24 protein-coding genes and 1 riboswitch are annotated in these 22,657 nt (G+C 62.8%); of the genes, 5 read left to right on the top strand and 19 right to left on the bottom strand.

What is annotated here, in order from left to right; translation table 11 throughout:
- Positions 1-34: 34 nt before the first annotated feature.
- The 16 genes from E4Z66_RS09500 to E4Z66_RS09425 all read right to left on the bottom strand — a co-directional run bounded on the left by E4Z66_RS09500 (position 35) and on the right by E4Z66_RS09425 (position 14,290).
- Positions 35-1,024: an aldo/keto reductase gene (locus E4Z66_RS09500; RefSeq protein WP_136462754.1), complete on the bottom strand. Its 990-nt coding sequence runs from the start codon at positions 1,022-1,024 to the stop codon at positions 35-37.
- A gap of 77 nt (positions 1,025-1,101) precedes the next feature.
- Positions 1,102-1,713, bottom strand: coding sequence for a (d)CMP kinase (locus E4Z66_RS09495; RefSeq protein ID WP_136462753.1), 612 nt, complete (start codon positions 1,711-1,713; stop codon positions 1,102-1,104).
- On the bottom strand, positions 1,713-2,219 hold the full coding sequence (locus tag E4Z66_RS09490) for a hypothetical protein (protein ID WP_136462752.1): 507 nt from the start codon (positions 2,217-2,219) through the stop codon (positions 1,713-1,715). Before E4Z66_RS09490 ends, E4Z66_RS09495 begins: the two co-directional genes overlap by 1 nt.
- A 2-nt stretch (positions 2,220-2,221) precedes the next feature.
- Positions 2,222-3,565, bottom strand: a complete 1,344-nt coding sequence (gene aroA / locus E4Z66_RS09485; protein ID WP_136462751.1) for a 3-phosphoshikimate 1-carboxyvinyltransferase — start codon at positions 3,563-3,565, stop codon at positions 2,222-2,224.
- A 137-nt stretch (positions 3,566-3,702) separates the two neighbouring features.
- On the bottom strand, positions 3,703-4,404 hold the full coding sequence (gene trmB, locus E4Z66_RS09480) for a tRNA (guanosine(46)-N7)-methyltransferase TrmB (protein WP_136462750.1): 702 nt from the start codon (positions 4,402-4,404) through the stop codon (positions 3,703-3,705).
- Positions 4,405-4,561: 157 nt separating this feature from the next.
- Entirely contained in the window at positions 4,562-5,728 is a 1,167-nt protein-coding gene (gene metK, locus E4Z66_RS09475) for a methionine adenosyltransferase (RefSeq protein WP_136462749.1), read from the bottom strand.
- 5 nt (positions 5,729-5,733) lie between these two features.
- Positions 5,734-5,784: riboswitch (SAM-SAH riboswitch) on the bottom strand.
- 32 nt (positions 5,785-5,816) lie between these two features.
- Positions 5,817-7,328: an apolipoprotein N-acyltransferase gene (lnt, locus tag E4Z66_RS09470; RefSeq protein WP_136462748.1), complete on the bottom strand. Its 1,512-nt coding sequence runs from the start codon at positions 7,326-7,328 to the stop codon at positions 5,817-5,819.
- Entirely contained in the window at positions 7,325-8,206 is an 882-nt protein-coding gene (locus tag E4Z66_RS09465; protein ID WP_136463080.1) for a hemolysin family protein, read from the bottom strand. Before E4Z66_RS09465 ends, lnt begins: the two co-directional genes overlap by 4 nt.
- Positions 8,207-8,249: 43 nt before the next feature.
- Positions 8,250-8,729, bottom strand: coding sequence for an rRNA maturation RNase YbeY (ybeY, locus tag E4Z66_RS09460; protein ID WP_136462747.1), 480 nt, complete (start codon positions 8,727-8,729; stop codon positions 8,250-8,252).
- 51 nt (positions 8,730-8,780) lie between these two features.
- The gene (locus E4Z66_RS09455; RefSeq protein WP_136463079.1) at positions 8,781-9,800 is read right to left on the bottom strand and encodes a PhoH family protein; all 1,020 of its coding nucleotides are present in this window, start codon (positions 9,798-9,800) and stop codon (positions 8,781-8,783) included.
- 177 nt (positions 9,801-9,977) lie between these two features.
- A complete protein-coding gene (locus E4Z66_RS09450; RefSeq protein ID WP_136462746.1) occupies positions 9,978-10,358 on the bottom strand; it encodes a hypothetical protein in 381 nt (126 codons plus the stop codon).
- 5 nt (positions 10,359-10,363) lie between these two features.
- Positions 10,364-10,924 carry an OmpA family protein gene (locus E4Z66_RS09445; protein ID WP_246035947.1) on the bottom strand — a complete coding sequence of 187 codons (561 nt, stop codon included), beginning with the start codon at positions 10,922-10,924 and terminating at the stop codon, positions 10,364-10,366.
- Between the two features lie 207 nt (positions 10,925-11,131).
- Positions 11,132-12,034, bottom strand: coding sequence for a polysaccharide deacetylase family protein (locus E4Z66_RS09440; protein ID WP_136462745.1), 903 nt, complete (start codon positions 12,032-12,034; stop codon positions 11,132-11,134).
- On the bottom strand, positions 12,031-12,450 hold the full coding sequence (locus E4Z66_RS09435) for a nuclear transport factor 2 family protein (RefSeq protein WP_136462744.1): 420 nt from the start codon (positions 12,448-12,450) through the stop codon (positions 12,031-12,033). The genes E4Z66_RS09440 and E4Z66_RS09435 overlap by 4 nt, the downstream gene beginning before the upstream one ends.
- A 683-nt stretch (positions 12,451-13,133) precedes the next feature.
- Positions 13,134-13,835, bottom strand: a complete 702-nt coding sequence (locus E4Z66_RS09430; RefSeq protein WP_136462743.1) for a VPLPA-CTERM sorting domain-containing protein — start codon at positions 13,833-13,835, stop codon at positions 13,134-13,136.
- A 101-nt stretch (positions 13,836-13,936) separates the two neighbouring features.
- Positions 13,937-14,290, bottom strand: coding sequence for a hypothetical protein (locus E4Z66_RS09425; RefSeq protein ID WP_136462742.1), 354 nt, complete (start codon positions 14,288-14,290; stop codon positions 13,937-13,939).
- A gap of 68 nt (positions 14,291-14,358) precedes the next feature.
- On the opposite strand from E4Z66_RS09425, the gene E4Z66_RS09420 reads away from it, so the two are divergent.
- Positions 14,359-14,676 (top strand): DMT family transporter, encoded by a 318-nt coding sequence (locus tag E4Z66_RS09420; protein WP_211097130.1) that lies wholly within the window; start codon positions 14,359-14,361, stop codon positions 14,674-14,676.
- Positions 14,677-14,694: 18 nt separating this feature from the next.
- Positions 14,695-15,330: a cysteine hydrolase family protein gene (locus E4Z66_RS09415; RefSeq protein ID WP_136462740.1), complete on the top strand. Its 636-nt coding sequence runs from the start codon at positions 14,695-14,697 to the stop codon at positions 15,328-15,330.
- A 34-nt stretch (positions 15,331-15,364) separates the two neighbouring features.
- Here E4Z66_RS09415 and miaB read toward each other — a convergent pair whose 3' ends face one another.
- Positions 15,365-16,681 carry a tRNA (N6-isopentenyl adenosine(37)-C2)-methylthiotransferase MiaB gene (gene miaB / locus E4Z66_RS09410; RefSeq protein WP_136462739.1) on the bottom strand — a complete coding sequence of 439 codons (1,317 nt, stop codon included), beginning with the start codon at positions 16,679-16,681 and terminating at the stop codon, positions 15,365-15,367.
- Positions 16,682-16,776: 95 nt separating this feature from the next.
- Between miaB and E4Z66_RS09405 the strand changes: the two genes are divergently transcribed.
- From E4Z66_RS09405 to E4Z66_RS09395, 3 genes are all read left to right on the top strand, one after another.
- On the top strand, positions 16,777-17,640 hold the full coding sequence (locus tag E4Z66_RS09405; protein WP_136462738.1) for a hypothetical protein: 864 nt from the start codon (positions 16,777-16,779) through the stop codon (positions 17,638-17,640).
- Between the two features lie 129 nt (positions 17,641-17,769).
- Positions 17,770-18,321, top strand: a complete 552-nt coding sequence (locus E4Z66_RS09400; RefSeq protein WP_136462737.1) for a hypothetical protein — start codon at positions 17,770-17,772, stop codon at positions 18,319-18,321.
- A 206-nt stretch (positions 18,322-18,527) separates the two neighbouring features.
- The gene (locus E4Z66_RS09395; RefSeq protein WP_136462736.1) at positions 18,528-20,168 is read left to right on the top strand and encodes an ABC transporter substrate-binding protein; all 1,641 of its coding nucleotides are present in this window, start codon (positions 18,528-18,530) and stop codon (positions 20,166-20,168) included.
- 59 nt (positions 20,169-20,227) lie between these two features.
- Here E4Z66_RS09395 and E4Z66_RS09390 read toward each other — a convergent pair whose 3' ends face one another.
- Both E4Z66_RS09390 and E4Z66_RS09385 read right to left on the bottom strand, forming a co-directional pair.
- Positions 20,228-21,007: a phytanoyl-CoA dioxygenase family protein gene (locus tag E4Z66_RS09390; RefSeq protein WP_136462735.1), complete on the bottom strand. Its 780-nt coding sequence runs from the start codon at positions 21,005-21,007 to the stop codon at positions 20,228-20,230.
- 45 nt (positions 21,008-21,052) lie between these two features.
- On the bottom strand, positions 21,053-22,648 hold the full coding sequence (locus E4Z66_RS09385; protein WP_168797765.1) for a peroxidase family protein: 1,596 nt from the start codon (positions 22,646-22,648) through the stop codon (positions 21,053-21,055).
- Between the last annotated feature and the right edge of the window lie 9 nt (positions 22,649-22,657).

Genomic DNA, 22,657 nt, shown 5'->3' with positions numbered 1-22,657 from the left:
CCCGAAACCACTCTGTCGTGATCGCCTGTGAGGCTTAGCAATACCGCTCTGGCCCGACCCACTGATCCGCCGAATAGCGGTCGCCATGCGCCCAGCCCACCGGCAGAACGGTCTCGATCCGGGCCACGTCCTCGGGCTTCAGCTCCGCCTCGGCCCCGGCCAGCAACTCGCGGAAGTGAGCGACCGAGCGCGTGCCCGGTATCGGGATCACATGATCGCCCTTGGCCAGGCACCACGCCACCGCAAGCCCGGCGGCGGGCAGGCCCATTTCGGCGGCCAGCGCGCGGAACGGTGCGGTGAGTTCCAGATTGCGCGCGTAGTTGGGCGGCGCAAAGCGCGGGTTGGGCGCAAGGAAGGGCAGGCTGGGAATGATGTCGGCATCCAGCGGATGGTCGGTCAGAAGCGACCGCCCCACGGGCGAGAACGCGACCAGCGCCACGCCCAGTTCGGCACAGGTCTGCACCAGCCCCAGTTCCGGCGCGCGGGTTTGCAGCGAATATTCCGACTGCACCGCCGCCACCGGATGCACCGCATGGGCACGCCGCAGCGACGAGGGCGCGATTTCGGAAAAGCCGACGGCGCGCGTCTTGCCCTTGGCGACCAGACGGCCCAGCGTTTCGGCCACCTCTTCGATGGGGCGTTCAGCCTCGCGCCGGTGGACATAGAACAAATCCACACACTCGATCCCCATCTTCTCGAGCGAGGCATCAAGTTCGCTTTCCAGATGCTCGGCCGAGTTGTCGAAGAACCGCGCCCCGTCCCGCCGGGTGATCGCCGCCTTGGTCGCGATATGGAAGCTGTCGCGCGCGCCGGGATGGTCCTTCAGATATTGGCCGATGGCCTTTTCCGATCGGCCCATGCCGTAGACATTCGACGTGTCGATATGCGTCACGCCCGCGTCGCGGCAGGCATCGAGTATGGCGAAGGAGTTTTCTTCCGTTGTCGGCCCGTAGAATTCGGCAAAGGACATGGCCCCATATCCCAGTGCCGACACCGCCGCTTCACCGATTTTGCGCTGTTTCATCGCCGCCCCTCTTGTCGCCCGATTTTCCGGGTCACAGTGACCGGCAGGCGCGGACTGTCAAGCCCGGCGCGGGGAGGTTATGCGCCCTTGCGGGCCTCGATCGCGGCAATGGCAGCGGCAATGGCGGCGTCGATGTCCAACTCGGACGTGTCGATCAGCACCGCACCCTGCGCCGGTTTCAGCGGCGCTTCGCTGCGTTCCATATCGCGGGCATCACGGGCTTTGACATCGGCCAGGACCGTGTCGAAATCGGCCTCGATCCCGCGCCCGATCAGTTCCTTGCAGCGGCGATCCGCCCGCACCTCTGCGCTGGCGGTGACGAACAGCTTTGCCTCGGCCCGTGGGCAGATCACCGTGCCGATGTCGCGCCCATCCAGCACCGCGCCACCTGCCCGGCGGGCAAAGGCGCGCTGAAAGTCGAGCAGCGCGGCACGCACCTCGCCGATGACCGCCACCTTGGAGGCCGCCTGCGCCACATCCGGCGTGCGCAAGCTGGGGTCTTCCAGATCCTCGGGCACCAGCGATTGCGCGGCCACGATCGGGTCCACCCCGGCCAGCAGCTTGGCCCCCACCGCCCGATACAGCAGCCCGGTATCCAGATGGGCAAAGCCGAAATGCGCCGCGACCGCCTTGGAGATCGTCCCCTTGCCCGCCGCCGCTGGCCCGTCGATGGCGATAGTGAAGGCCATCAGTCGCGCCCCCGCACCAGCGTCACCAAAAGCCCAAGCACCGCCAGCATCGCCGCCGCAAGCAGCGCGACCCATTTGCCCTGCGTGGCCGAGGATGCGATCAGCACGGCATCCGCTGTCACCCCGTCGGCCCCCGTGCGCAACAGCGCCGCGACAGAGGCGTTTTCGACGTAATCGGCCACCACGTAGCCCGCCGAAACGAGGATACCCAGCACCGCAATGGCGGGCGCCGGACGCCACCACAGCCCCCAGATCGCCGATGCGACGACACCGAAGACCGCCACGGGAAAGACCGTGTCGATCCAGCGATAGAATGTCAGATAGGCGCCGGTTTGCCCGCGCGCGTCCAGATCGCGCAGATAGTCCTGTGTGCTGGTCAGGTCATAGCCGCCAAAGCGCAGATCGAAGGGCAGCGTTTCGACAGCCGTAAGGCCCGGCACCAGAAAACGGAACGCGGCGAGGCACAGGATCGCGACGACGAGGCTGAGGATGAAGAACCGGCCCATGATCACACAGCCTCGATCCGGGCTCCCAATGCGTGCATCAGGTCGGTGAAAATCGGGAAAGAGGTCGAGATCGGGCCGCCATCATCGACGCTAACCGGCGCTTGCGCGGCCATGCCAAGGATCAGGAAGGACATCGCGATACGGTGGTCCAGATGCGTCGCGCAGGTGCCGCCGCCGGGCACCCCTTGCGGGCCGAGCCCGTCGACCGCCCACCAATCCTCACCCTCGTCCACGGTAACGCCATTGGCGCGCAGCCCCGTGGCCATCGCATCGATCCGGTCGGATTCCTTGACCCGCAACTCCTTGACGCCCGCCATCATGGTGCGCCCGCGCGCGGTGGATGCGACAATCGACAGGATCGGGTATTCGTCGATCATGGAGGCCGCACGCTCTGGCGGGACGTCGATCCCCACCATGTCGGGCGAATACCGCGCGCGCAGGTCCGCCACAGGCTCGCCGCCCTCTTCGCGCTCATTCTCATAGGTCAGATCCGCGCCCATTTCGCGCAGCGTGGTAAACAGCCCCGCCCGCGTCGGGTTCAGCCCGATGCCCGGCACCAGCACATCCGATCCCGGCGTGACAATGGCCGCGCAGACAGGGAAGGCCGCAGAAGACGGGTCCCGCGGCACGGCGATGTCCTGCGCGGTCAGTTCCGGCTGCCCGGTCAGCGTGATGACGCGGCCTTCTTCCCTGTCCTCGACCGAGAGCTCGGCGCCAAAGCCGCGCAGCATCCGTTCCGTATGGTCGCGGGTGGCTTCCTTTTCGATCACGACCGTCTGACCCGGCGCACCAAGACCCGCCAGCAGAACCGCCGATTTCACCTGCGCCGACGGCATCGGCACCACATAGCGCACCGGCACAGGTTCTGCCGCGCCGACGATGGTCATGGGCAAGCGCCCGCCGGACCGGCCCACCGCCTGCGCCCCGAAGAGCGCCAGCGGATCGGTCACCCGCGCCATCGGCCGCTTGTTGAGCGAGGCATCGCCGGTAAAGGTCGCGCTGATCGGCGAGGTCGCCATGCAGCCCATGATCAGCCGCACACCGGTGCCGGAGTTGCCGCAATCGATCACCTGGTCCGGCTCCGCAAAGCCGCCAACGCCAACCCCATGCACATGCCATGTGTCGCCGCGCTTTTCGATCTCGGCCCCGAAGGCGCGCATCGCCTTTGCGGTATCGAGCACGTCCTGCCCTTCGAGAAGGCCCGTCACCCGAGTCTCCCCCACGCTCAGTGCCCCGAGGATCAACGCGCGGTGGGAAATCGACTTGTCGCCGGGCACATCGGCCACGCCTGTAAGCCCCGTCACCGGGTGGGAGATCATCGGAACCGGATCGCCATGACCTGACATCGGCCACTCCTTCTTGAGATATTGCCGCCTGATACCAATCCCGCGCGCGAAGGTCCATCACCGGGACGTTCCAGGCGCGCGCCGGAAACCGGCACGGTTTCCGGGACGGATTTCGTGCCGAAATCCGGCACCCGGCCTTAGATTTTGCGGAAAGTCAGGTAATGCGGCACCCGGCCCTCGCGCAGCGCCTTTTGTTCGTAGCGCGTCGAAATCCAGTCATCCCACGCGACCCGCCAATCCTGTGGCCCTTCGGCCAGCCATTCGAATCCATGACGCGGCACCTGTTCCAGCGTCTGGCGCACGTAATCGGGAATATCGGTGGCCACGCGGAACTCCGCCCCGGGCTTGAGCACCCGTGCCAGCGGCTCCAGATGTTCGGGCGTCACAAAGCGGCGACGATGGTGGCGCGCCTTGGGCCACGGGTCGGGATAGAGCAGAAACGCCTTGGAAATCGACGCGTCCGGCAGCACGTCGAACATGTCGCGCGCATCGCCCGGATACACGCGCAGATTCTGGACACCGGCCTTGCGGATCTTGCCCAGCAGCATGGCCACACCGTTGATATACGGCTCACACCCGATGATTCCGACATCCGGGTTCTGCGCGGCCTGATGCACCATGTGCTCGCCGCCGCCGAACCCGACCTCCAGCCACAGATCGCGCCCGCCGAACAGCGTCGCCACATCCAACGGTGTCCGGTCCGGGTTCACGTCCCAGTCCACCGCGCCGGGGCTCAACGCGGCGAGGTCTTCTTCGACATAGCGTTCTTGACTGGCCTTCAGGTGCTTGCCCTTGCGGCGGCCATAGAAATTGCGGTGCGGGCGTTCAGGAGTTGTCATGGCCCGGGCCTTTACCCGCGCCGCCGCACCGGGGCAAGCGCCAGAGCGGCCACGGCCGCTGAAACCATGCCGCGCGGCGGCCGCCCCCTTTCCGAAAAGCAACAGGCGCCCCCGGAATGGGAGCGCCCTCGAATACCACTTGCCAGAACAGGCCCGATCAGACGGCTTTCTTCAGCGCCTCGACCAAATCGGTCTTTTCCCAGCTGAACCCGCCATCGGCTTCTGGCTCGCGGCCGAAATGGCCATAAGCCGCCGTGCGTTCATAGATCGGCTTGTTGAGGTCCAGATGCTCACGGATGCCGCGCGGGGTCAGATCGACCACCTTGCCGATTGCCGTTTCGATCACCGCATCGGGAAGTTCGCCCGTGCCGTAGGTATCCACATAGATCGACAGCGGCTTGGCCACGCCGATCGCATAGGACAGCTGCACCGTGCATTTCTTTGCCAGACCCGCCGCCACGATATTCTTGGCCACGTAGCGCGCTGCATAGGCCGCCGAGCGGTCCACCTTGGTCGGGTCTTTGCCGGAGAACGCCCCGCCCCCGTGCGGCGCCGCGCCGCCATAGGTGTCCACGATGATCTTGCGGCCCGTCAGACCCGCATCGCCATCCGGCCCGCCGATCACGAAAGTGCCGGTCGGGTTGACCCACCATTCAGTTTCCTCGGAAATCCAGCCAGAAGGCAGAATCTCGCGGATGTAAGGTTCCACGATGGCGCGGATATCGTCGGAGGTTTGATCCTCGCTTTCATGCTGCGTCGACAACACGATGGAAGACACCCCAACCGGCTTGCCGTCTTCATAGCGCACGGACAGCTGCGATTTGGCGTCGGGGCGCAGCGTGGGCTGCTCGCCGGATTTACGCACCTCGGCCAGACGGCGCAAAATTGCGTGGGAATACTGGATCGGTGCCGGCATCAATTCGGGGGTTTCGTCGGTCGCATAGCCGAACATGATCCCCTGATCGCCCGCGCCATCCTTGTCGACGCCCTGCGCGATATGCGCCGATTGCTCATGCAGGAAGTTCAGCACATGGCAGGTGTTCCAGTGGAACTGCTCTTGCTCATAGCCGATATCGCGGATGCAATCGCGCGCAATCTGGCCGATGCGGCCCATGTAGTTCTTCAGCTTGTCCTGATCGGACAGCCCCACCTCGCCACCGATGACCACCATGCCGGAGGTCGCGAAAGTCTCGCACGCGACGCGCGCTGTCGCCTCCTCTGTCAGGAATGCGTCAAGGATCGCATCTGAAATGCGGTCGCACACCTTGTCGGGGTGCCCCTCCGAAACGGATTCCGAGGTGAAGGTGTAGTTCTGTCTGGACATGAAAGTGCTCCGTTATGATACGTCGCTGCTACGCCAGGAAGCCGTTGTAGCAGCCGTCGAACCGACATACGCGGGCGTCAGGCGACGGTCAATGCGATTTCCCTTTCCGCGCGAGACCGGGCGCGGCGTTCACCAAAAAGAAACCCGCCATGAGCACGAAAAAGGCAACCCAATCGCCGGTGCGCGCATAGAATGTCGGTGGCAGCGGCGCGGGCAAAGGCGCATCGACAAAGCCATGGGTGCCCAGCGGCAAGGACGCCAGAACCTGCCCGGTTGGGCCGATCATCGCGGAAATCCCGGTATTTGCCGACCGGACCAGCGGCAGGCCCTGTTCGATGGCGCGCATCCGCGCCTGCGCCAGATGCTGCTGCGGGCCGGCATAGGTCCCGAACCACGCATCATTGGTGATCTGAAGCAAGAGATCGGGCCGCCCTTCTGCCGCGCGGCCATATTGCGGGAAGACGGCCTCGTAGCAGATCAGCGGAAGCGCGCGCAAACCGCTGGCCGTGATCATGCGCGGCCCCGGCCCGGCGCTGTAGCCGCCATCGGCCCGTTCGGCCAAGCCGCGAATCCCGAGGTTTCGGAACAGCGCAGGGAACGGCATGTATTCCCCGAAGGGCACAAGGTGGTGCTTGTTATAGATGTCAGACACGGTGCCATCCGCCGCCACCACGATCAGCGCGTTATAGAACCGCTTTTGCGGGTCCATCCGTTGAATACCAAGCACGACATCGGTGCCGCCCGCAGCCCCGGCCACGATGTCCAGCGCCTCATGCGCGTTGTTCAAGAGCATCGGAATCGCGGTTTCGGGCCAGACGATCAGGTCCGGGTCGCCTGCGGCCTCTGTCGCTTCGACCTGCCGCCAAAAGAAATCGCGCCACTTATCGGGATCGAATTTCTCGTGCTGCGGCGCGTTGGGCTGCACGATGCGGATCACCGGGCGGGCCGTGTTCGCATCCGCTGGAACCGGGGCCAGACGCACGGCCAACCCCGCCAGCAGCAGCGCCGCCCCAGCGCCCAGCGCCGCACCGCGCCAGTCGCGCCCGGCCAAAGCGGCGATGCCGAAACTCGCCAGCAGGGTCAACAGCGCCACGCCATGCGGCCCCGCCACGGAGAGCGCGCCAGAGATCGGCGTATCGACCCAGATTTGCGCCAGCCCCGCCCAGGGAAAACCCGTAAACAGATAGGCCCGCGCAAATTCCGCAAGGCACAGCGTCAGCACCAGCCAAATCCCGCGCCGCCCGGCCCCGAAGCGGATCGCGCTCCATCCCGCCGCGCCCCAGAAAAGCGCCAGCCCCGCCGCCATCAGCGCCAGCGCAAACGGGGCCATCCAGCCGAAAATATCGGCCTCTACCTGAAAGGGTTCGAGAATCCAGCGCAGCCCGGTGACGAAATACCCCGTCCCGAAGGACCAGAGCCAGAACGCCCCCTGCCACGGCCCGCGTGCCTGTGCAAACAGCGCAAGCGCCGCGCCAAGGGCGATCAGCGTGACAAACCAAAGGCCCAGCGGCTGCAAACCTGCCGCCGACAGACAGCCCAGCGCGGCGAAGATCACCGGAAAGCTCCAACGCGGCAAACGCGCCGCCGCGTCCAAAATCATTCCTGGAGGTCCGGCACCCGGACACGAAGCCGCTTGATCCGGCGTGGGTCGGCGTCGATCACTTCAAATTCGGGCCCTTCCGGGTGCGGAACGACCTCACCGCGCGTCGGCACCCGGCCCGACAGCATGAAGACAAGCCCGCCAAGCGTATCGATTTCTTCTTCGTCGACCTCGTCATGGGCGGTCAGCGACTGGCCGATCTCGGCCTCGAATTCCTCAAGCGGGGTCTTGGCCAGTGCGGTATAGACGCCGGGTTTTTCCACGACCCAATGCTGATCTTCGTCAACGTCGTGCTCATCCTCGATCTCGCCGATGACCTGTTCGATGAGGTCTTCGATTGTCACAAGCCCGTCGACACCGCCGTATTCGTCGATCACCAGCGCCATATGCCGCCGTTCCGCCTGCATCTTCGTCAGCAGCACACCGATGGTCATCGATGGCGGCACGAAAAGCAGCGGGCGCAGCATGTCGCCCAGGTCAAAGCTGTGTCCATCCCCGTTGAACCCATGGCTCAACGCGAGATCCTTGAGATGCGCAAACCCGATCGGGTTGTCCAGCGTGCCGTCGTAAACCGGCAGGCGAGTCAGCCCGCTTTCCTTGAAGACCGAAACAAGTTCGGGCAGCGTGCATTGCAACGGCACCGCGACGATGTCCGCCTTTGGCACGGCCACGTCCTCCACCCGCATCCGGCGCAGGTTGACCATGCCGGTTGTGCGCGCGCCTGTGACAGGCTCCTGCGTCGGTTCCACTGTTTCGTTCGTTTCGGCGGGGCTGAACGCCTCGATCATGCGGGAAAAGAACCCGCCCGAAGTTTTTGCCATTTCCGTGTCCGGCTGCGCGCCCTGCGCTGCACCAGACGAGCCGTCCGTATCGCCCATCGTCCCTTTCCAGATACCGCGCAGCAGGGTTCGCCGCGCCGTTTCACGTATATGGGTCAGAAAGACCCAATTTGCCAAGTACCACGACCTCCAACCCCTCCATCAATGTGGCATCTTCGTCGCGGATGTGGTCGTAACCTAAAAGATGAAGGATTCCGTGAACAAGCAAATGCGTCACGTGATCGGCCATGGGCTTGCCCTGTTCGGCGGCTTCGCGCGCACAGGTGTCATAGGCCAGCGCAATATCGCCAAGGGGCAGACTGCCATCGGGATCGGCCTCTGGCGCTTCGGGCGGGACAAGATCCTGCGCGGGCCAGCTGAGCACATTGGTCGGGCTCGGCTTGCCCCGAAATTCGGAATTGAGAACGGCGATCCGGTCATCGTCACAGGCGAGAATGGCGATCTCTGCCGCGTCGGGGTCCAGATCGAGATGGGTCAGCGTCGCGGTGATGGCCGTGGCGGCCAGCGCCTCCAGCCCCAGATCCGCCCAGCGCGCATCTTCTTCAACGATATCGGGGGTCACGCGCTGCCCTTTCGCCCAAGGGCGCAAGCCAGCCGGTGACAGCGCGCCCCGTTACAGACCGTCGACATCGGCCTCATACGCTTCGATGATCGCCGCCACGAGCGGGTGACGCACCACGTCCTTGGAGGTGAAATAGTTGAAGCCGATCTTGCGGATGCCCTTGAGCAGTCGTTCCGCGTCATGCAGCCCCGATTGCACCCCGCGCGGCAGGTCGATCTGCGTGCGGTCGCCTGTGATCACCATGCGCGAGCCTTCGCCAAGCCGCGTCAGGAACATCTTCATCTGCATCGACGTGGCATTCTGCGCCTCGTCCAGCACCACGAAAGCCCGGCTGAGCGTGCGCCCCCGCATGAAGGCCAGCGGCGCGATTTCGATCTTTTTCTCTTCGATCAGCTTGGCCAATTGCTTGCCGGGCAGGAAATCATGCAGCGCGTCGTAGAGCGGCTGCATATAGGGATCGACCTTTTCCTTCATGTCGCCGGGCAGATAGCCAAGCTTCTCGCCCGCCTCCACCGCCGGACGGCTGAGAATGATCCGGTCCACCTCGCCCGAGATGAACATGTTCACCCCCACGGCCACCGCCAGATAGGTCTTGCCGGTCCCTGCCGGGCCGATCCCGAAGGCCAGATCGTTCTCGAACAGGCTTTGGACATAGGCCTTTTGCGCATCCGTGCGCGGCTCGACCAGCTTCTTGCGTGTCTTGATCTCGACCCGCGGGCCGCCCACATCCATTTCCAGCTGGTCGCCCTCGCGGCTGCCGGTGCCATCCTCGGACCCGCCCATCCGCAATTCGCGGTCGATATCCTCCGCCTCGACGCTGCGACCCTGTTCGAGCCGGGTATAGAGCGTTTCAAGCAGCTTCACCGTTTCGGCCTGCGCGTCACCATCGCCCATGATCGCCAGCTCATTGCCGCGCCGCACGATCTGAACGCCTAGGCGTTGTTCTATGTCGGACAGGTTGCGGTCGAATTCGCCGCATAGTTCGATCAGCAATCGGTTATCAGGGAAAGCTACGAGGGCCTCTGACACCCCATCGGAATGTTTGACGTCAGCGGACGTGAATGTACCGATGTCCAAGGGCTGCTCCTGAGTCTTTTCGTTGTCTTGAGGGTGCCACCGGCGGGCGATTAGCGCAAGCGCCGCGGGCCTGTTTCCGGCGGTGATTTGCCCCCCGGATGCAAAACGGCGCACCCATGGGCGCGCCGTGTGATGTTCGGCAATATCTGCGGGGCTGACGCGACCGCAAGATCATTCGGTCGGGATCACCGTTGGAACGCCGGATGGCCCCGGTATGCGGTCCGTCACCCCGGAATTGCTGCTTTGATACGGACCGACCACCGTGCCCGGCGGATAGGCATCGTTGCAGATCGGCTTGCCGGAGACCGGATCGTACCGGTTGTCGGCATAGGCCTCTACCCCGTCATCGATATACCAGACCTGGCACCCATCGGGCGTGTAGACCACGGCAGGATGGCTATCCTGGAACGGGCCTTCATCCTTGCCCTTGTCCGTATTGGTCGCGATCACCGAATTGGGCCCGCTATAGGTGCCAGTGCCTTCGACGCAGGCGCCAAGCGCCGCCAGCGCGGCACAAGGCAGGATCAGCCGGCTTTTCAGAATTGCTTTCATCGCGATTACCACCTGTAGCAGATCACTTCGACGCGGCGGTTGGCCTTGCGCCCCGCTGCGGTCTTGTTCGTCGCCCGGGGACGTGTTTCCCCGAACCCGTATTGCTGTTCGATCACCGCCCCGACAGAGCGCCCGTAATTCGCAACCGCCGCTGCGCGCCGCTTGGACAGGCCGCGGTTATAGGCATGCGAGGCGCGGCTGTCCGTATGGCCATAGACCGCGTATCCAAAGACGTCCTTTTGCGTGAAGACCTTGTGCAGATTCTTGCGGGCATGGGCCGTCAGATGCGCGCTGTCGGTGGCGAAATGGGTATCCCCCTCGCCGACATAGCATGTGTCGCGCTTCAGGCAGACCGGCTTGCCGGTTTCGGGATGCAGACGCGAGACCATGACCCCTTCGATCCCGCCATCGGCCCACCAGTGCATACAACCGTCCGGGTCCACATAGACGCCCCATTCGATCTTGCCGGAAGGCTGACCGCGCGGAATATCCTGCGCCACGGCGGTCGATGAAACAGCGAATGCCGCAACCAGGGGCAGCACCAGCTTCTTGAAAATTCCTGTCATCGGTCCCCCTATTTGAACGCTATATATGGCAGCAGCGCTGGCACCCGATAACAATATCATGGCAGCACTTCCCCGCGCTGCAAAGCAAAATGTCACCTGAACCGGCGGCTTTTTCGACTTGAGGTTGCAAATCGCCAGTTATCTTCGCGTCACGCCGCACGCAGGCCGGGAAGACGGCGCTCCATCTTGGGATGCACCGAGGGGCCGTCATCTCGGCGCGCCGTCCTTCGCGCCGGGCGGCACCGCGCGTGCCCAATGTTCGGCGATATCCCCGGCGCGGGTCAGCCAGACCTCGTCCCGGTGGCCCGCCACATGGGTCAGCGCGCGCGCCAGATGGCGCAGCCGAAAGGGTTGCCCGACGATATACGGGTGCAAGGCTATGCCCATCACAAGGCTTTGCCCCTGCGACTGGTCCAGCATCTCGTCAAAGTTGTCCACGATCATATCGGCAAAATCGGACGCGCTGTCCTTTCGCGCGACGATGGCGGGAATGTCGTTCACCTCTTGCGGATAAGGAACGCTGAGCAGCGGGCCGGAGCGGGTTCGCATCCAGACCGGCTGATCATCCATGCACCAGTTGAGCGTATAGCGATACCCCGCCTCGGCCAGCAGGTCCGGCGTGACCTTGCTTTCTGCGATCCAGGGGCTCAGCCAGCCCGTGGGCGCCACACCTTCTGCCGCATGGATCGTGCGCGTGGCCTCTTCGATCATGGCGCGTTCCTGCGCCTCGGACATGGTGCTTTGCCGATCGCTATTGGTGCGGCCATGACCGGCCACCTCGTCGCCACGCGCGCGCACCGCCGCCATCAGTTCCGGCGTGTAGCCATACATGGCGCTGTTGGCCAGCACGGTCGCGGGAAAGGACAGCCGGTCCAGCAGGTCAAGCATCCGCCACGCCCCGACCCGGTTCCCGTAATCGCGCCACGCATAGTTCAGAATGTCGGGCTGCGGGCCACCGGGCGCGAGCTCTGCCCCCAGCCCTTCTGCGAAGGCGAAATGTTCCAAATTGAGCCCGATATAGACGGCCAGCCGCTTGCCCTCGGGCCAGGTCACCTCTGGTCGGCGCGTGATCGGCACATAGTCATAGCGCCCGTGATCCGGCAGGCTCATAGCGGTGCCTCGGCCAGCCCGGCCCCATGCAGCAGGATTTCGGCGCTGTCATTCCAGACCTGCGTTTCCACGATCAGCCCGTCCTTGACCACAAAGATATCGATATAGCGATTGCCGTCGAAGGCCGTCCCGTCCGGCCATTCCCCATAAAGATGCCCTGTATTATAGACGCGCACCTCTCCGGTTTCGGCGTCCAGCGCGGCATCGGTCCGCAGGAACCGCTTCTTCACCCAGGCATAGCGTTTGGCGTTGAACGCCGCCGACTCCGCGGGCGAGGAAAACCGCCGCCCGCCCGTGAACACCATGCGAAACTCCGGCGCAACATGGCGCGCCGCGCCCTCCGGATCGGGAACCATCGACAGTTCGAGATAGCGTTCGACCACATCCTTCGCGTGGCTGAGAGGATCTTTCGACATTATGCTCGCCCTTTCGCGCAGAAATCGCCGCACCATAGAACCGTGCCGGACCGGAGCACCACCGCCAAGCCGTGTTTCGGCCCGCGTCGGGGTGGCATCCGGGCGGAACTGCCCGACAAATAACCACCCGCCGCCGCCCGGCCCCGGTGGGTGACCTTCGGCAAGAGGCTGGACCGACGGGCGCGACGGTAGTCTGGGGCATTGGCAATTCTTCACCGCACCGTGTGTTAAAAAATGATTCGCAAGTTATTTGGGCATTCGTATATTTTTGCTTTGTAATTCTTTTCCCTATTTCTTTTTGCCGGACAATCGCATCCCTATTTCCAAATTCTAGCTTCGCCCAATTAGTAGGCAAAATCGACCCCACTTAAGTGAGAGCGGTCTTATTCGGATACAGTGTGTTTCCATTCAGGAAACCAAAATAATTGACTCGTCAAAAACCTTTCGCACTTCGGCGCCATGAAATCCGGGGGCTTTATCGCATTGGGCACAATATCCCGCGCTTTGCAATGGGACCAACTTGGGCCCGAACGGCCATGTGTCACCGCTGCGGGCGCCCACCCACCATGGGGCTTGCCGTCGTCGACCTCGGGGATGCAAAAAAAGGCGCAGGGTTTCACCTGCGCCTTTGAGCTTATGCTTTGCTCAGGCGTACGCCTGCGGAATGCTGTCTCGCGGCCGCGTCAAGCGGCGCGCTTTTTCTTGCGATGCAGGCCAGCGACACCGGCCAGTCCGGAAAGCAGCAGCAACCCGCCCGCAGGCAACGGCACGGCTGCCGGCTGCGCTGGTGCGCCGAGGGTGTTGATGGTGCCGGACAGCTTGCAACCGCTATACTCGGTGCAGTCACCGAACATCGACGACTGACTGAAACTGCCGAATGGGGAGTTATCGCCAAAGAGGCTCACAGTCATAAATGCACTTTTGAAGCTATCCAAAGATCCCTGTCCAAGAGTCAAAAATTCGTCCCATGAACTGCTGGGAAACAGGGTGTTAGGGCCGACGAAATTCACCCCAAAGTCCTGAACGCCAACGCTAGGATTGAGGGACGACCTCACATGGGCGGAATCCGTCGATGTTTGATTGACGATCTGCAAACCATAATCCTTCGGTCCGCTTTCAAGTGCGGGAAGGGTTCCGATGGTCAACGTATGCGAAAGGATCGGGTAATACGCGGTGAAACCGTAGTCGAGCGTCTTGGCGGCCGCGTCGTCAAGCACAACGCTGCCGGAAAATGCAACGCCCTCTGTCACGGTCGCGTTGTCCAGGCCACGAACAGTGTCCAGGACGCCCGAATAGGTCAGCGTATAGGTTGCAGCCGTGGACGAACCTGCAATTGCAGTGACGGCGATTCCGAAACACGCAGCGGCGAGAGATTTAAGTTTCATAGTTTTGGCACCTTTAAAATTGTGGCAGTTGCACAACACCGATCAGAACTGGGAACCCAATTCACTGATGATCCATACAAATTTTCTTTCGTAAGAACGTATTAATTGAATAATATTGTCCCAACTAAGGCTGGATTTGGAACAAGTCGGCACTTAATCAGCGCTTTCTTGTGTTGCCTCAAATTTCTGGAAATCATTTCAAAATGACAGCCGCCTTTCGGAAATGGCGCTTTTCCCTTTTGATCACGCGAAATTCCCCCTTTGAAATCCCGAAATTGCTTGGGGTGACGAAGATGAACGGCGGCTGGCGCCTCATGGCGGCGCGTCGTCCGGCCGGTATGAAATGGCGCAGCCGCCCAATTCACCATTGGCGCAATATGCTGGAAAACCGCCGCCGCTCTTCCCTTTGCCTCCGGACTTGACGCAGCAGCCTGCACATCATACCAGCGGATCAACCGCCCGCCGGGACGACCCGGCCTTGAACGGGCTTTCGCCAGGACGACCTGCAGGAATGGAGGTCTTTATGGCTTGGATCTATCTTCTCATCGCTGGCGGGTTGGAGGTTGCTTGGGCTGCCGGTCTGAAACGGCTTGGTCTGGGGTTCTCCTGGGGTCTTGGCGCGCTGACGCTTCTGGCAATGGCATTCAGCCTGATCGCCCTTTATGCCGCCATGGCCAAACTGCCGCTTGGGATCGCGTACCCGATCTGGACCGGGATCGGCTCTGTCGGGTCGGTTCTGGTCAGCGTTGCGTTTTTCCACCAGAGCCTGAGTTTTGCGAGTATCGCGGGCCTGACCCTTTTGATCGCCGGGATGCTTCTTCTTGGCTCGGATGCACATTGAAGTACGGAGATGACCGAAATGACCACAAAGACGAAACAAGCGCGCAAGCTTATCGAAGGTCGGCCAGCCCTGATCGTGATCGACATTCAGAAAAGCACGTTCATCGATGACAGCGCGGAGCGGTCGATCGACAATATGCCGGGCTACAAGGATCGCATGATCGCGGCCCGTGATCTGGTGGATGCCGCACATGAGAACGGCGTGCCGGTCATCTTCATCCAGGAGGTCCACCGCCCCGACCTGATCGACTTCGGCCGCGAGCTGGACGGCGATGAAGATGTCCACTGTCTTGAAGGCGATCCCCGCACCGAGCTCGCCAAGGAGGAAATGGGCTTCCGCAAGGGAGATTACGTGATCCCGAAGCGGCGCTATTCCGCGTTTTTCGGAACGGATTTCGAGATTCTGCTGCGCGGCCTCAAGATCGACACGTTGATCTTGTGCGGCGGGCTGACGGATGTGTGCGTGCATTACACATTCGTGGACGGGCACCAGTCCGACTATTTTTGCCGCGTCGTCGAGGATTGCGTGGGCGGATCGTCCGTCGCGGCGCATGATGCGGCACTCAAGGCGATGGAGTATCTGCAAACCGGGGCAGTCAGACGCCGCACGGCTGTGATCGACGCCTTGTCATCGGGCGGGCACGCGGGCGGGTAGTCGCGCCGCGCTTGGCCGCGCTGGCCTTGGGAGATCAGTCCAGCAGTTCGCCGCGCAGGGAATTCGCCCCGGACTCGACGATGCGCACGCGGCGCAGATCACCGGGCTGAAGCCCTTCGGCCTGCACGTGAACGGCGTGCAGGTAATCGGATTTGCCGACCATCTGCCCCGGCTTGCGGCCCGGCTTTTCGAACAGGACGCCCATCTCGCGCCCGACCATCTCGTTCTGGATGGCGCGTTGGTCGCGGGTGATCAGGGCTTGCAGCCGTTGCAGGCGGTCATCGGCCTCTGCCGGATCGACCTGCGCGCGCTCTGCCGCGGGGGTGCCGGGGCGCGTCGAGTATTTGAAGGAATAGGCGTAGCCGTAGCGCACCTCTTCCACCAGATCGAGCGTGGCCTGGAAATCCGCCTCTGTCTCTTCGGGAAAGCCCACGATGAAGTCGCCGGACATCAGGATATCGGGACGCGCGGCGCGGATGCGTTCGATCAGCCGCAAATAGCTTTCGGCGGTGTGCGACCGGTTCATCCGTTTCAGGATGCGGTCCGACCCCGATTGCACCGGCAAATGCAGGTAGGGCATCAGCTTATCGCAGGTGCCATGCGCTTCGATCAGGGCATCGTCCATGTCATTGGGGTGCGATGTGGTAAAGCGGATGCGTTCCAGCCCGTCGATATCGTTCAGCGCCCAGATCAACTGCGCCAGCGTCCACTCCCCTCCCTGCGCCGCGCCGTGATAGGCGTTGACGTTCTGGCCCAGCAGGGTCACTTCGCGCACACCCCGTTCGACCAGATCGCGCGCCTCTGCCAGCACGCGGTCCACCGGGCGCGACACCTCGGCCCCGCGCGTATAGGGCACCACGCAAAAGGCGCAGAACTTGTCGCAGCCTTCCTGCACGGTCAGGAACGCGGTCGGGCCACGCTTGGCCTTGGGTCGGGTTTTCAGCTTTTCGAACTTGTCCTCTTCGGGGAAGTCGGTGTCGACCACCTTGGCCCCGTTATGGGTGCGCGCCTCCATCTCTGGCAGGCGGTGATAGGATTGCGGCCCCACCACAAGGTCCACCATCGGTTGGCGGCGCATGATCTCTTCGCCCTCGGCCTGTGCCACGCAGCCCGCCACCCCGATCTTGAGGTCCGGCTTTTCCGCCTTCAGCCCCTTGAAACGGCCCAGTTCGGAATAGACCTTCTCCGCCGCTTTTTCGCGGATATGGCAGGTGTTCAGCAGGATCATATCCGCGTCGTCGGGGGTATCGGTCTGCTCATACCCTGCCAGCGCCTCGGCCATGCGTTCACTGTCATAGACATTCATCTGACAGCCATAGGTCTTGATATAGAGCTTCTTGGGCGCTGACATCGCGGTAACCTGTTAAGGGAGTGGAAAGGCGACGCCGCACATACAGGAGCGGCCAGCATCTTGCAATGCACGCGCGGGTAGACGAATGATGAGCGATGGAACGGCATTTCACTTCGATTGACGATTTTCTGACGGATGCGCGCGCGTGGCTGAAAGGCCCCGTGGCCATTGTGCTGGTCGAGGATGAGGTCGAAGTCGCCACGACGTTGCGCCACAATCAGCAGTTGGGATTCCGCACCGTTCTGTCGCTGATGCCGCGCAGTTTCGCATTGCCCCGCGATCTGGAGGCGACGGTCTATCGCATCGATTACGACACGACCGCACCGGGGGCCGGAATCGCGGCGGTGAACCGGTTGATCGCGGCGGTGCCGGATTTGTGGATGTATTACTGCTATAACGCGGAATTCCTGTTCTTCCCCTTTTGCGAAACGCGCACCATTGGCGAAATGCTGGCCTTTCACACCGAGGAACGGCGCAGCGCGATGCTGACCTATGTGGTGGACCTGTATGCCGATGATCTGGATCGCAGCCCCGATGCGGTCAGCCTTGACCGGGCGCATCTGGATCGGTCCGGCTATTACGCGCTGGCGCGGCGTGGCGCGGACGGGCCGAAAGAACGCCAACTGGATTTCTTCGGCGGTCTGCGCTGGCGGTTCGAGGAACACGTCCCGCAAGAGCGGCGCAAGATCGACCGCATCGCGCTGTTCAGATCGAAACCCGGCCTGAAGTTGAGCGAAACCCACACGTTCAATGACGAAGAATACAACACCTATGCCTGCCCGTGGCACAACAATCTGACGGCGGCGATCTGTTCGTTCCGCACGGCCAAGGCCCTGAAAACCAATGCTGGCAGCGCCTTTGACATATCAAGCTTTACTTGGCACAATTCAGCACCTTTTGAATGGCATTCGCGCCAGCTTCTCGACCTTGGGCTCATGGAGCCGGGGCAATGGTTCTGACAGAACCTACGCAACAGAAGGCTTCGACCCAAAGCAGACAGGCGCCTCGGGTTTCAGTTTTTGCGTTTGATGTGTGTGACCAAGAGTTGAGTTGAATTTTTCCACGTTGCAAATTGGGTGTGTCTCAAAATGCGATCGTTTTATGATATTGATCAGCAGGACGTCATCGTTGGCATCGGTGGCGACTGGGATACCTTTGCGCTTCAGAATGACAGCCCCTCTGCGCAAGCGGCGGAAGTGACCGGATACCCGCTGTGGGACAGTGTCGAGGGGTTTGAGACGATGTCCTATCTCAATGCGCTGTTTTTCGCGGTGCGGCGCAAGGGCATACCGTTGAACCTGCGCTATCGCTGCGACAGTCCCAAGATGGCACGGCTGTTCAACATGACGATTTCACCGCTGCGCGAGAACGGATTGCGGGTCGAACATGTTCAGATCGCGCCCGGCCCGCATATGCAGCACCAGACCGCCGTCGACTTTTCACTGCATTATTCGCCCAAGAAATGCTCTGTCTGTTGCGCGTTTCTTATTGGCGATGAGTGGGTCGACCCATTCACCCTGCCCACCACCGTGGATTTCCCGAAAGGCGTGGGCCTGTGCGAACACTGCAAGAAAGAGGCGCTGAACGCCATCGCGCAGCATGACACCGATTTGCACGGAAAGGTCATCCCTTTCCGCTGATCCCCCCCCGGCGGTCCCTTGCCGGCCTTTGGAAATGGCAACGCCCCGGCTTGTGCGACACGGATGTGTCGTATTTTCTGTCTAGCGTCGTTTACGAACAATTTGTTCCCCATAATCAACGGTTACGATTCTCGTGCCACGAGCCGCCAAAACATGTCGAAGGCCGCTCCCCGTCTGCTTTGACCGCAAAGAGAGAGAGAACTCCCATGCTCCATGACGAAACCATTCATCCCGCCGCGCGCGCCTATGCCGATGAAGCTGCGGCCGGCACCCTGTCGCGCCGTGAATTCCTGACCCGCGCCACTTCGCTGGGGGTGACCAGCGCTGCGGCCTATGGCCTTTTGGGCGCCGCCAAGCCCGCACAAGCCGCGGGCCACGTGCAACAGGGCGGCACGCTTCGGATCGAGTCGCTGGTGAAGGGCCTCAAGGATCCGCGCACATATGACTGGCCGCAAATGTCCAACTTCACACGCGGTTATCTTGAATATCTCGTGGAATATCAGACGGATGGATCGTTTGAGCCTGCCCTTCTGGAAAGCTGGGAAGTCAATGAGGACGCCACCGAATACCTGTTGAAAGTCCGTCAGGGCGTCACTTGGAACAATGGCGACCCCTTCACCGCCGAGGACGTGGCCTTCAACATCGCGCGCTGGTGCGAGGCCGAGGTCGAGGGCAACTCCATGGCGTCGCGCATGGGGTCGCTCGTGGATTCAGAGACGAAAAAGGCCCGCGATGGCGCGATCACCGTGGTCGATGAAACCACCGTGCGGCTGACGCCCGGCAACCCCGATATCACGCTGATTGCGGGCTTCTCCGACTATCCGGCGGCCATCGTGCACCAAAGCTTCAATGGCGACCCGCTGGACAACCCGATTGGCACCGGCCCCTATATTCCTGCGGAATTCGAGGTCGGCGACCGCGCAGTTCTGGTGCGCAACGAGAACCATACCTGGTGGGGCGAAGGCGCCTATCTGGACCGGATCGAGTATCTCGATTTCGGCACGGATATGGTCGGCATCGTGGCCGCGGTGGACGCGGACGAGGTGGATATGGTCTATGAATCCATTGGTGACTTCATCTACCTGCTGGATGATATCGGGCTGACCAAATCCGAAGCCGTGACCGCCAATACCGTCGTGATCCGCGCCAACCAATTGGCCGAAGTGGAGGGCAAGACGCCCTATGCCGATGCGCGGGTGCGCCGGGCGCTGGCCATGGCGGTGGACAACGCGGTGCTGCTGGAACTGGGCTTTTCCGACAATGGCCGCGTCGCGGAAAACCACCATGTCGCGCCGATCCATCCCGAATATGCCGAACTGCCGCCCCCTGTCTTCGATCCCGAAGGCGCGTTGGCGCTGATGGAAGAAGCCGGGATGGCCGATTTCGAGCATGAGCTGATCTCTATCGACGACACGTGGCGCAAGAACACGTCCGACGCCGCAGCCGCGATGATGCGCGATGCGGGGCTGAACGTGAAACGCACCGTGCTGCCCGGCGCGACATTCTGGAACGACTGGGCGAAATACCCGCTGTCCTCGACCGACTGGGCGCAGCGCCCCTTGGGCGTGCAGGTGCTGGCCTTGGCCTATCGGTCGGGTGAGCCGTGGAACGAAAGCGCCTTCGCGAACGAGGAATTCGATACCCTGCTCGCCGAGGCGATGGCGCTTGCCGACGCTGACCAGCGGCGCGAGGTCATGGCGAAACTGCAAAAGATCCTTCAGGACGAAGGGGTTGTGATCCAGCCTTACTGGCGGTCCACCTATCGGCACCACAAGGAAAACGTGGTCGGCGCAGAGATGCATCCGACCTACGAGATTCACGTTGCCAAGCTGGGTTTTTCCGCCTGAGCCGCTCCGCATGATGATCCCGATCCGCGCGCGCAGCGCGGGTCGGACCCACCTTGCGCCTAGGCGCGCAGAACCGGGAACCAGTCTTCGCGCAGCCGCGCACCGGGCGTCATGTCATGGCCCGGAAACGGCGGAGAGGTCGGGCCGGGCCGCGCCACATAGCGCGCATCCTCCCCCACCAGACGCAGCGAAAACGCCCGCCGCCGACTGCCTGACTGATTGCCCCGCGCGCCATGCAGAGTGCGGAAGTTGAACGCGACGGCATCGCCGGGCGCCATCTCCCATTCGCGGATATCCATGCCTTCGGCCTCTGGGTCGGGAAGCGGCATGTAATCGCCTTCAAAGAACGCCTCTTGCGAGACCCAGCGCGTCGGCAGCACGTCCTTTTCCCACAGATGGGAGCCCGCCACACAGCGCAGCGAAGCATCCGTCACCGGATCGAGCGGCACCCAGAAGCTGACGGTTTGCTGCCCCTGCACGAAGTAATACGGCCCGTCCGAATGCCATGGTGTCGCCATGGAGGTGCCCGGCTCTTTCACCAGCACGTGGTCATGGAACATCTGCACCCGTTGGCTGCCCATCAGCGCGCCCGCAGCCGCTGCGATGGCCGGATCGCGCACGACCTCGGCGAATTCGGGAATCCGTTCCCAATTGCAGTAATCGTCGAAGAACCGGCCTGTCTCGCCCGCCTTGTCATTGTTCGATGCGTAGGGCCCCGGCGCGTCCAGATTGCGCGCCACGCCCGCGCGCAGCGTCTCCACATGATCGGCGAAAAGCCCACGCAACAGCACGACCCCGTCGCGCGCATATGTGTCGATATCCTGCTTGCCCGGCATCATGGTCCGATCCCTTCCCTGCTGCGGCCCGTTTCGCCGCGCAGATGATCAGACGCGCCGACGCCTCGCAAGCAGCAAACCACCCGCGCCCAGCAAAAGCAGCCCCGGCGCGGGCAGCGGCACCGGCGCGACAAAGACATTGCCGGAAAGCTGCGCCGCCGTGATGCCGGTATTGTCGACGATCAGGCCCGCCATGGTGACCCCGTCCAGAAAGTCACCAAGCCCATAGGCCGGGTCGAACCACGAATGATCGTTTTGGATCGACAGGAATTGCGCCGCCCAAAGCGCCCGCGCCGTGTCGCCCATATATTGCGTCGGCACGCGGATTTCCGCGAACAGCCCCACAATCGCGTCCACACCCGTCGTCAGGTAGTCGGGAAAGGCGTCCAGAACGAAGGCGGGCAGCAGGTCTTCGATCGGGGCCGGGTCAAAGCCCAGAAGCTCCCGAAGGGTCAGGTAATCCGGCAGACCGTGGTCGCGCCCGCGATTGATGTTGGTGGCATACAGGTCGATCAGAAAGCTCGCCCCGGCGGCGGGCACCTGCGCATTGCGCAAGGTATCATCGATCACCGTGTCGATCGCCATCGACGGCTGCACGGAAAGCCCGAATAGCTGGTCATCCAGCGAAGCGCCCAACAGGCAGGCCATGTTGAAAAAGCAATCGGCCAGCGGCACGTCCTGCGCTGCGCCGCCCGGGGCCTGTACGCGGATCGTGTCGGGCACCATCGTATGACCGATGCGCCCGGCTGCGGCGGAAAACTCCGTCAACATGCCGTCGATCCGGGCCACGATGGTCGGGTCCGGCAACAGGCTGGCCAGATCATCCGTGCCCAGAAAGACCGGCAGCAATTCGTCGTAGAACACCTTTTCCTGCTCTGCCGCGACCAGGTGCCGCGCGCCTTCGAAAATCTGATCGCCGGTGCAGGTCAGTCCCTGCGCCGCACAAGCCGCTGCGATTTCGTCCGCAAGCCGGTTATGTTCCAGCACGAAAAGCGTATGGAGGCTTTGCAGGCTGGGGTTTTCCGCCACGCGCCCATCCCCCGCGACGGGGCGGCCATCCACCATCGGCAAGCCGCCATCCGGCCCGGTTTTCATCCTGCCGGTCCCGTCAAGGCTGCGCAGCGCCATCGTGGTGGCCATATCGCTGCCATACACGGTCGATCCGTCGAAGATATGGGTCAGCGCATTGGTCTGCTCGCGCACGCCGTCCACTTCTGTGTAAAGCGACCGGTCCATCAACATCACCGGCGCACCGCCGCCCGCCTGCGCCACCGGATCATCTGCCGGGACCGGGATGTTGATCGTTTCGCTCCCGGTTTTGGTATGGGCGGTCTCGTGGCTGGCAAGAAATTGCAGCATCGCAACGCCCAGATTGCTGAGCGGCGGCAGTTCGTCCTGCGCTGCATGGGCCGGTTGGCTGAGCGCGTTGGAAATGTCGCGCGGATTGCCGCGATCCACCAATGCGCCGGCCCCATCGGCATAGGTCGCCGGGGCGAGGCGCGACAAGATGTCGTTCGGCGGCAGGGCCGGCACGGCAGGGCCGCTTAGCCCGGCGGCGACCTTCACCGCGTAATCGTCGATGAAGGCGCTGATCGATCCGGCCTGCACGGGCATGGCCCCGGCCAGGGCAAGAAGGACGGGCATCGCACGCGA

Source organism: Aliishimia ponticola, from assembly GCF_004803475.1.
In the GTDB taxonomy this organism is placed as follows: Bacteria; Pseudomonadota; Alphaproteobacteria; order Rhodobacterales; family Rhodobacteraceae; genus Aliishimia; species Aliishimia ponticola.
This window is presented reverse-complemented; position numbering and strand designations above follow the sequence as displayed.

Coding starts and splice junctions, on each gene's coding strand:
- E4Z66_RS09405 (WP_136462738.1), top strand. CDS start 16,777: ATGGAACGGCATTTCACTTCGATTGACGATTTTCTGACGGATGCGCGC.
- E4Z66_RS09435 (WP_136462744.1), bottom strand. CDS start 12,450: ATGTCGAAAGATCCTCTCAGCCACGCGAAGGATGTGGTCGAACGCTAT.
- E4Z66_RS09420 (WP_211097130.1), top strand. CDS start 14,359: ATGGCTTGGATCTATCTTCTCATCGCTGGCGGGTTGGAGGTTGCTTGG.
- E4Z66_RS09430 (WP_136462743.1), bottom strand. CDS start 13,835: ATGAAACTTAAATCTCTCGCCGCTGCGTGTTTCGGAATCGCCGTCACT.
- E4Z66_RS09400 (WP_136462737.1), top strand. CDS start 17,770: ATGCGATCGTTTTATGATATTGATCAGCAGGACGTCATCGTTGGCATC.
- E4Z66_RS09500 (WP_136462754.1), bottom strand. CDS start 1,024: ATGAAACAGCGCAAAATCGGTGAAGCGGCGGTGTCGGCACTGGGATAT.
- metK (WP_136462749.1), bottom strand. CDS start 5,728: ATGTCCAGACAGAACTACACCTTCACCTCGGAATCCGTTTCGGAGGGG.
- E4Z66_RS09440 (WP_136462745.1), bottom strand. CDS start 12,034: ATGAGCCTGCCGGATCACGGGCGCTATGACTATGTGCCGATCACGCGC.
- E4Z66_RS09415 (WP_136462740.1), top strand. CDS start 14,695: ATGACCACAAAGACGAAACAAGCGCGCAAGCTTATCGAAGGTCGGCCA.
- E4Z66_RS09490 (WP_136462752.1), bottom strand. CDS start 2,219: ATGGGCCGGTTCTTCATCCTCAGCCTCGTCGTCGCGATCCTGTGCCTC.
- E4Z66_RS09395 (WP_136462736.1), top strand. CDS start 18,528: ATGCTCCATGACGAAACCATTCATCCCGCCGCGCGCGCCTATGCCGAT.
- E4Z66_RS09495 (WP_136462753.1), bottom strand. CDS start 1,713: ATGGCCTTCACTATCGCCATCGACGGGCCAGCGGCGGCGGGCAAGGGG.
- E4Z66_RS09390 (WP_136462735.1), bottom strand. CDS start 21,007: ATGATGCCGGGCAAGCAGGATATCGACACATATGCGCGCGACGGGGTC.
- E4Z66_RS09465 (WP_136463080.1), bottom strand. CDS start 8,206: ATGGGCGATACGGACGGCTCGTCTGGTGCAGCGCAGGGCGCGCAGCCG.
- E4Z66_RS09450 (WP_136462746.1), bottom strand. CDS start 10,358: ATGAAAGCAATTCTGAAAAGCCGGCTGATCCTGCCTTGTGCCGCGCTG.
- trmB (WP_136462750.1), bottom strand. CDS start 4,404: ATGACAACTCCTGAACGCCCGCACCGCAATTTCTATGGCCGCCGCAAG.
- E4Z66_RS09385 (WP_168797765.1), bottom strand. CDS start 22,648: ATGCCCGTCCTTCTTGCCCTGGCCGGGGCCATGCCCGTGCAGGCCGGA.
- lnt (WP_136462748.1), bottom strand. CDS start 7,328: ATGATTTTGGACGCGGCGGCGCGTTTGCCGCGTTGGAGCTTTCCGGTG.
- miaB (WP_136462739.1), bottom strand. CDS start 16,681: ATGTCAGCGCCCAAGAAGCTCTATATCAAGACCTATGGCTGTCAGATG.
- aroA (WP_136462751.1), bottom strand. CDS start 3,565: ATGTCAGGTCATGGCGATCCGGTTCCGATGATCTCCCACCCGGTGACG.
- E4Z66_RS09445 (WP_246035947.1), bottom strand. CDS start 10,924: ATGACAGGAATTTTCAAGAAGCTGGTGCTGCCCCTGGTTGCGGCATTC.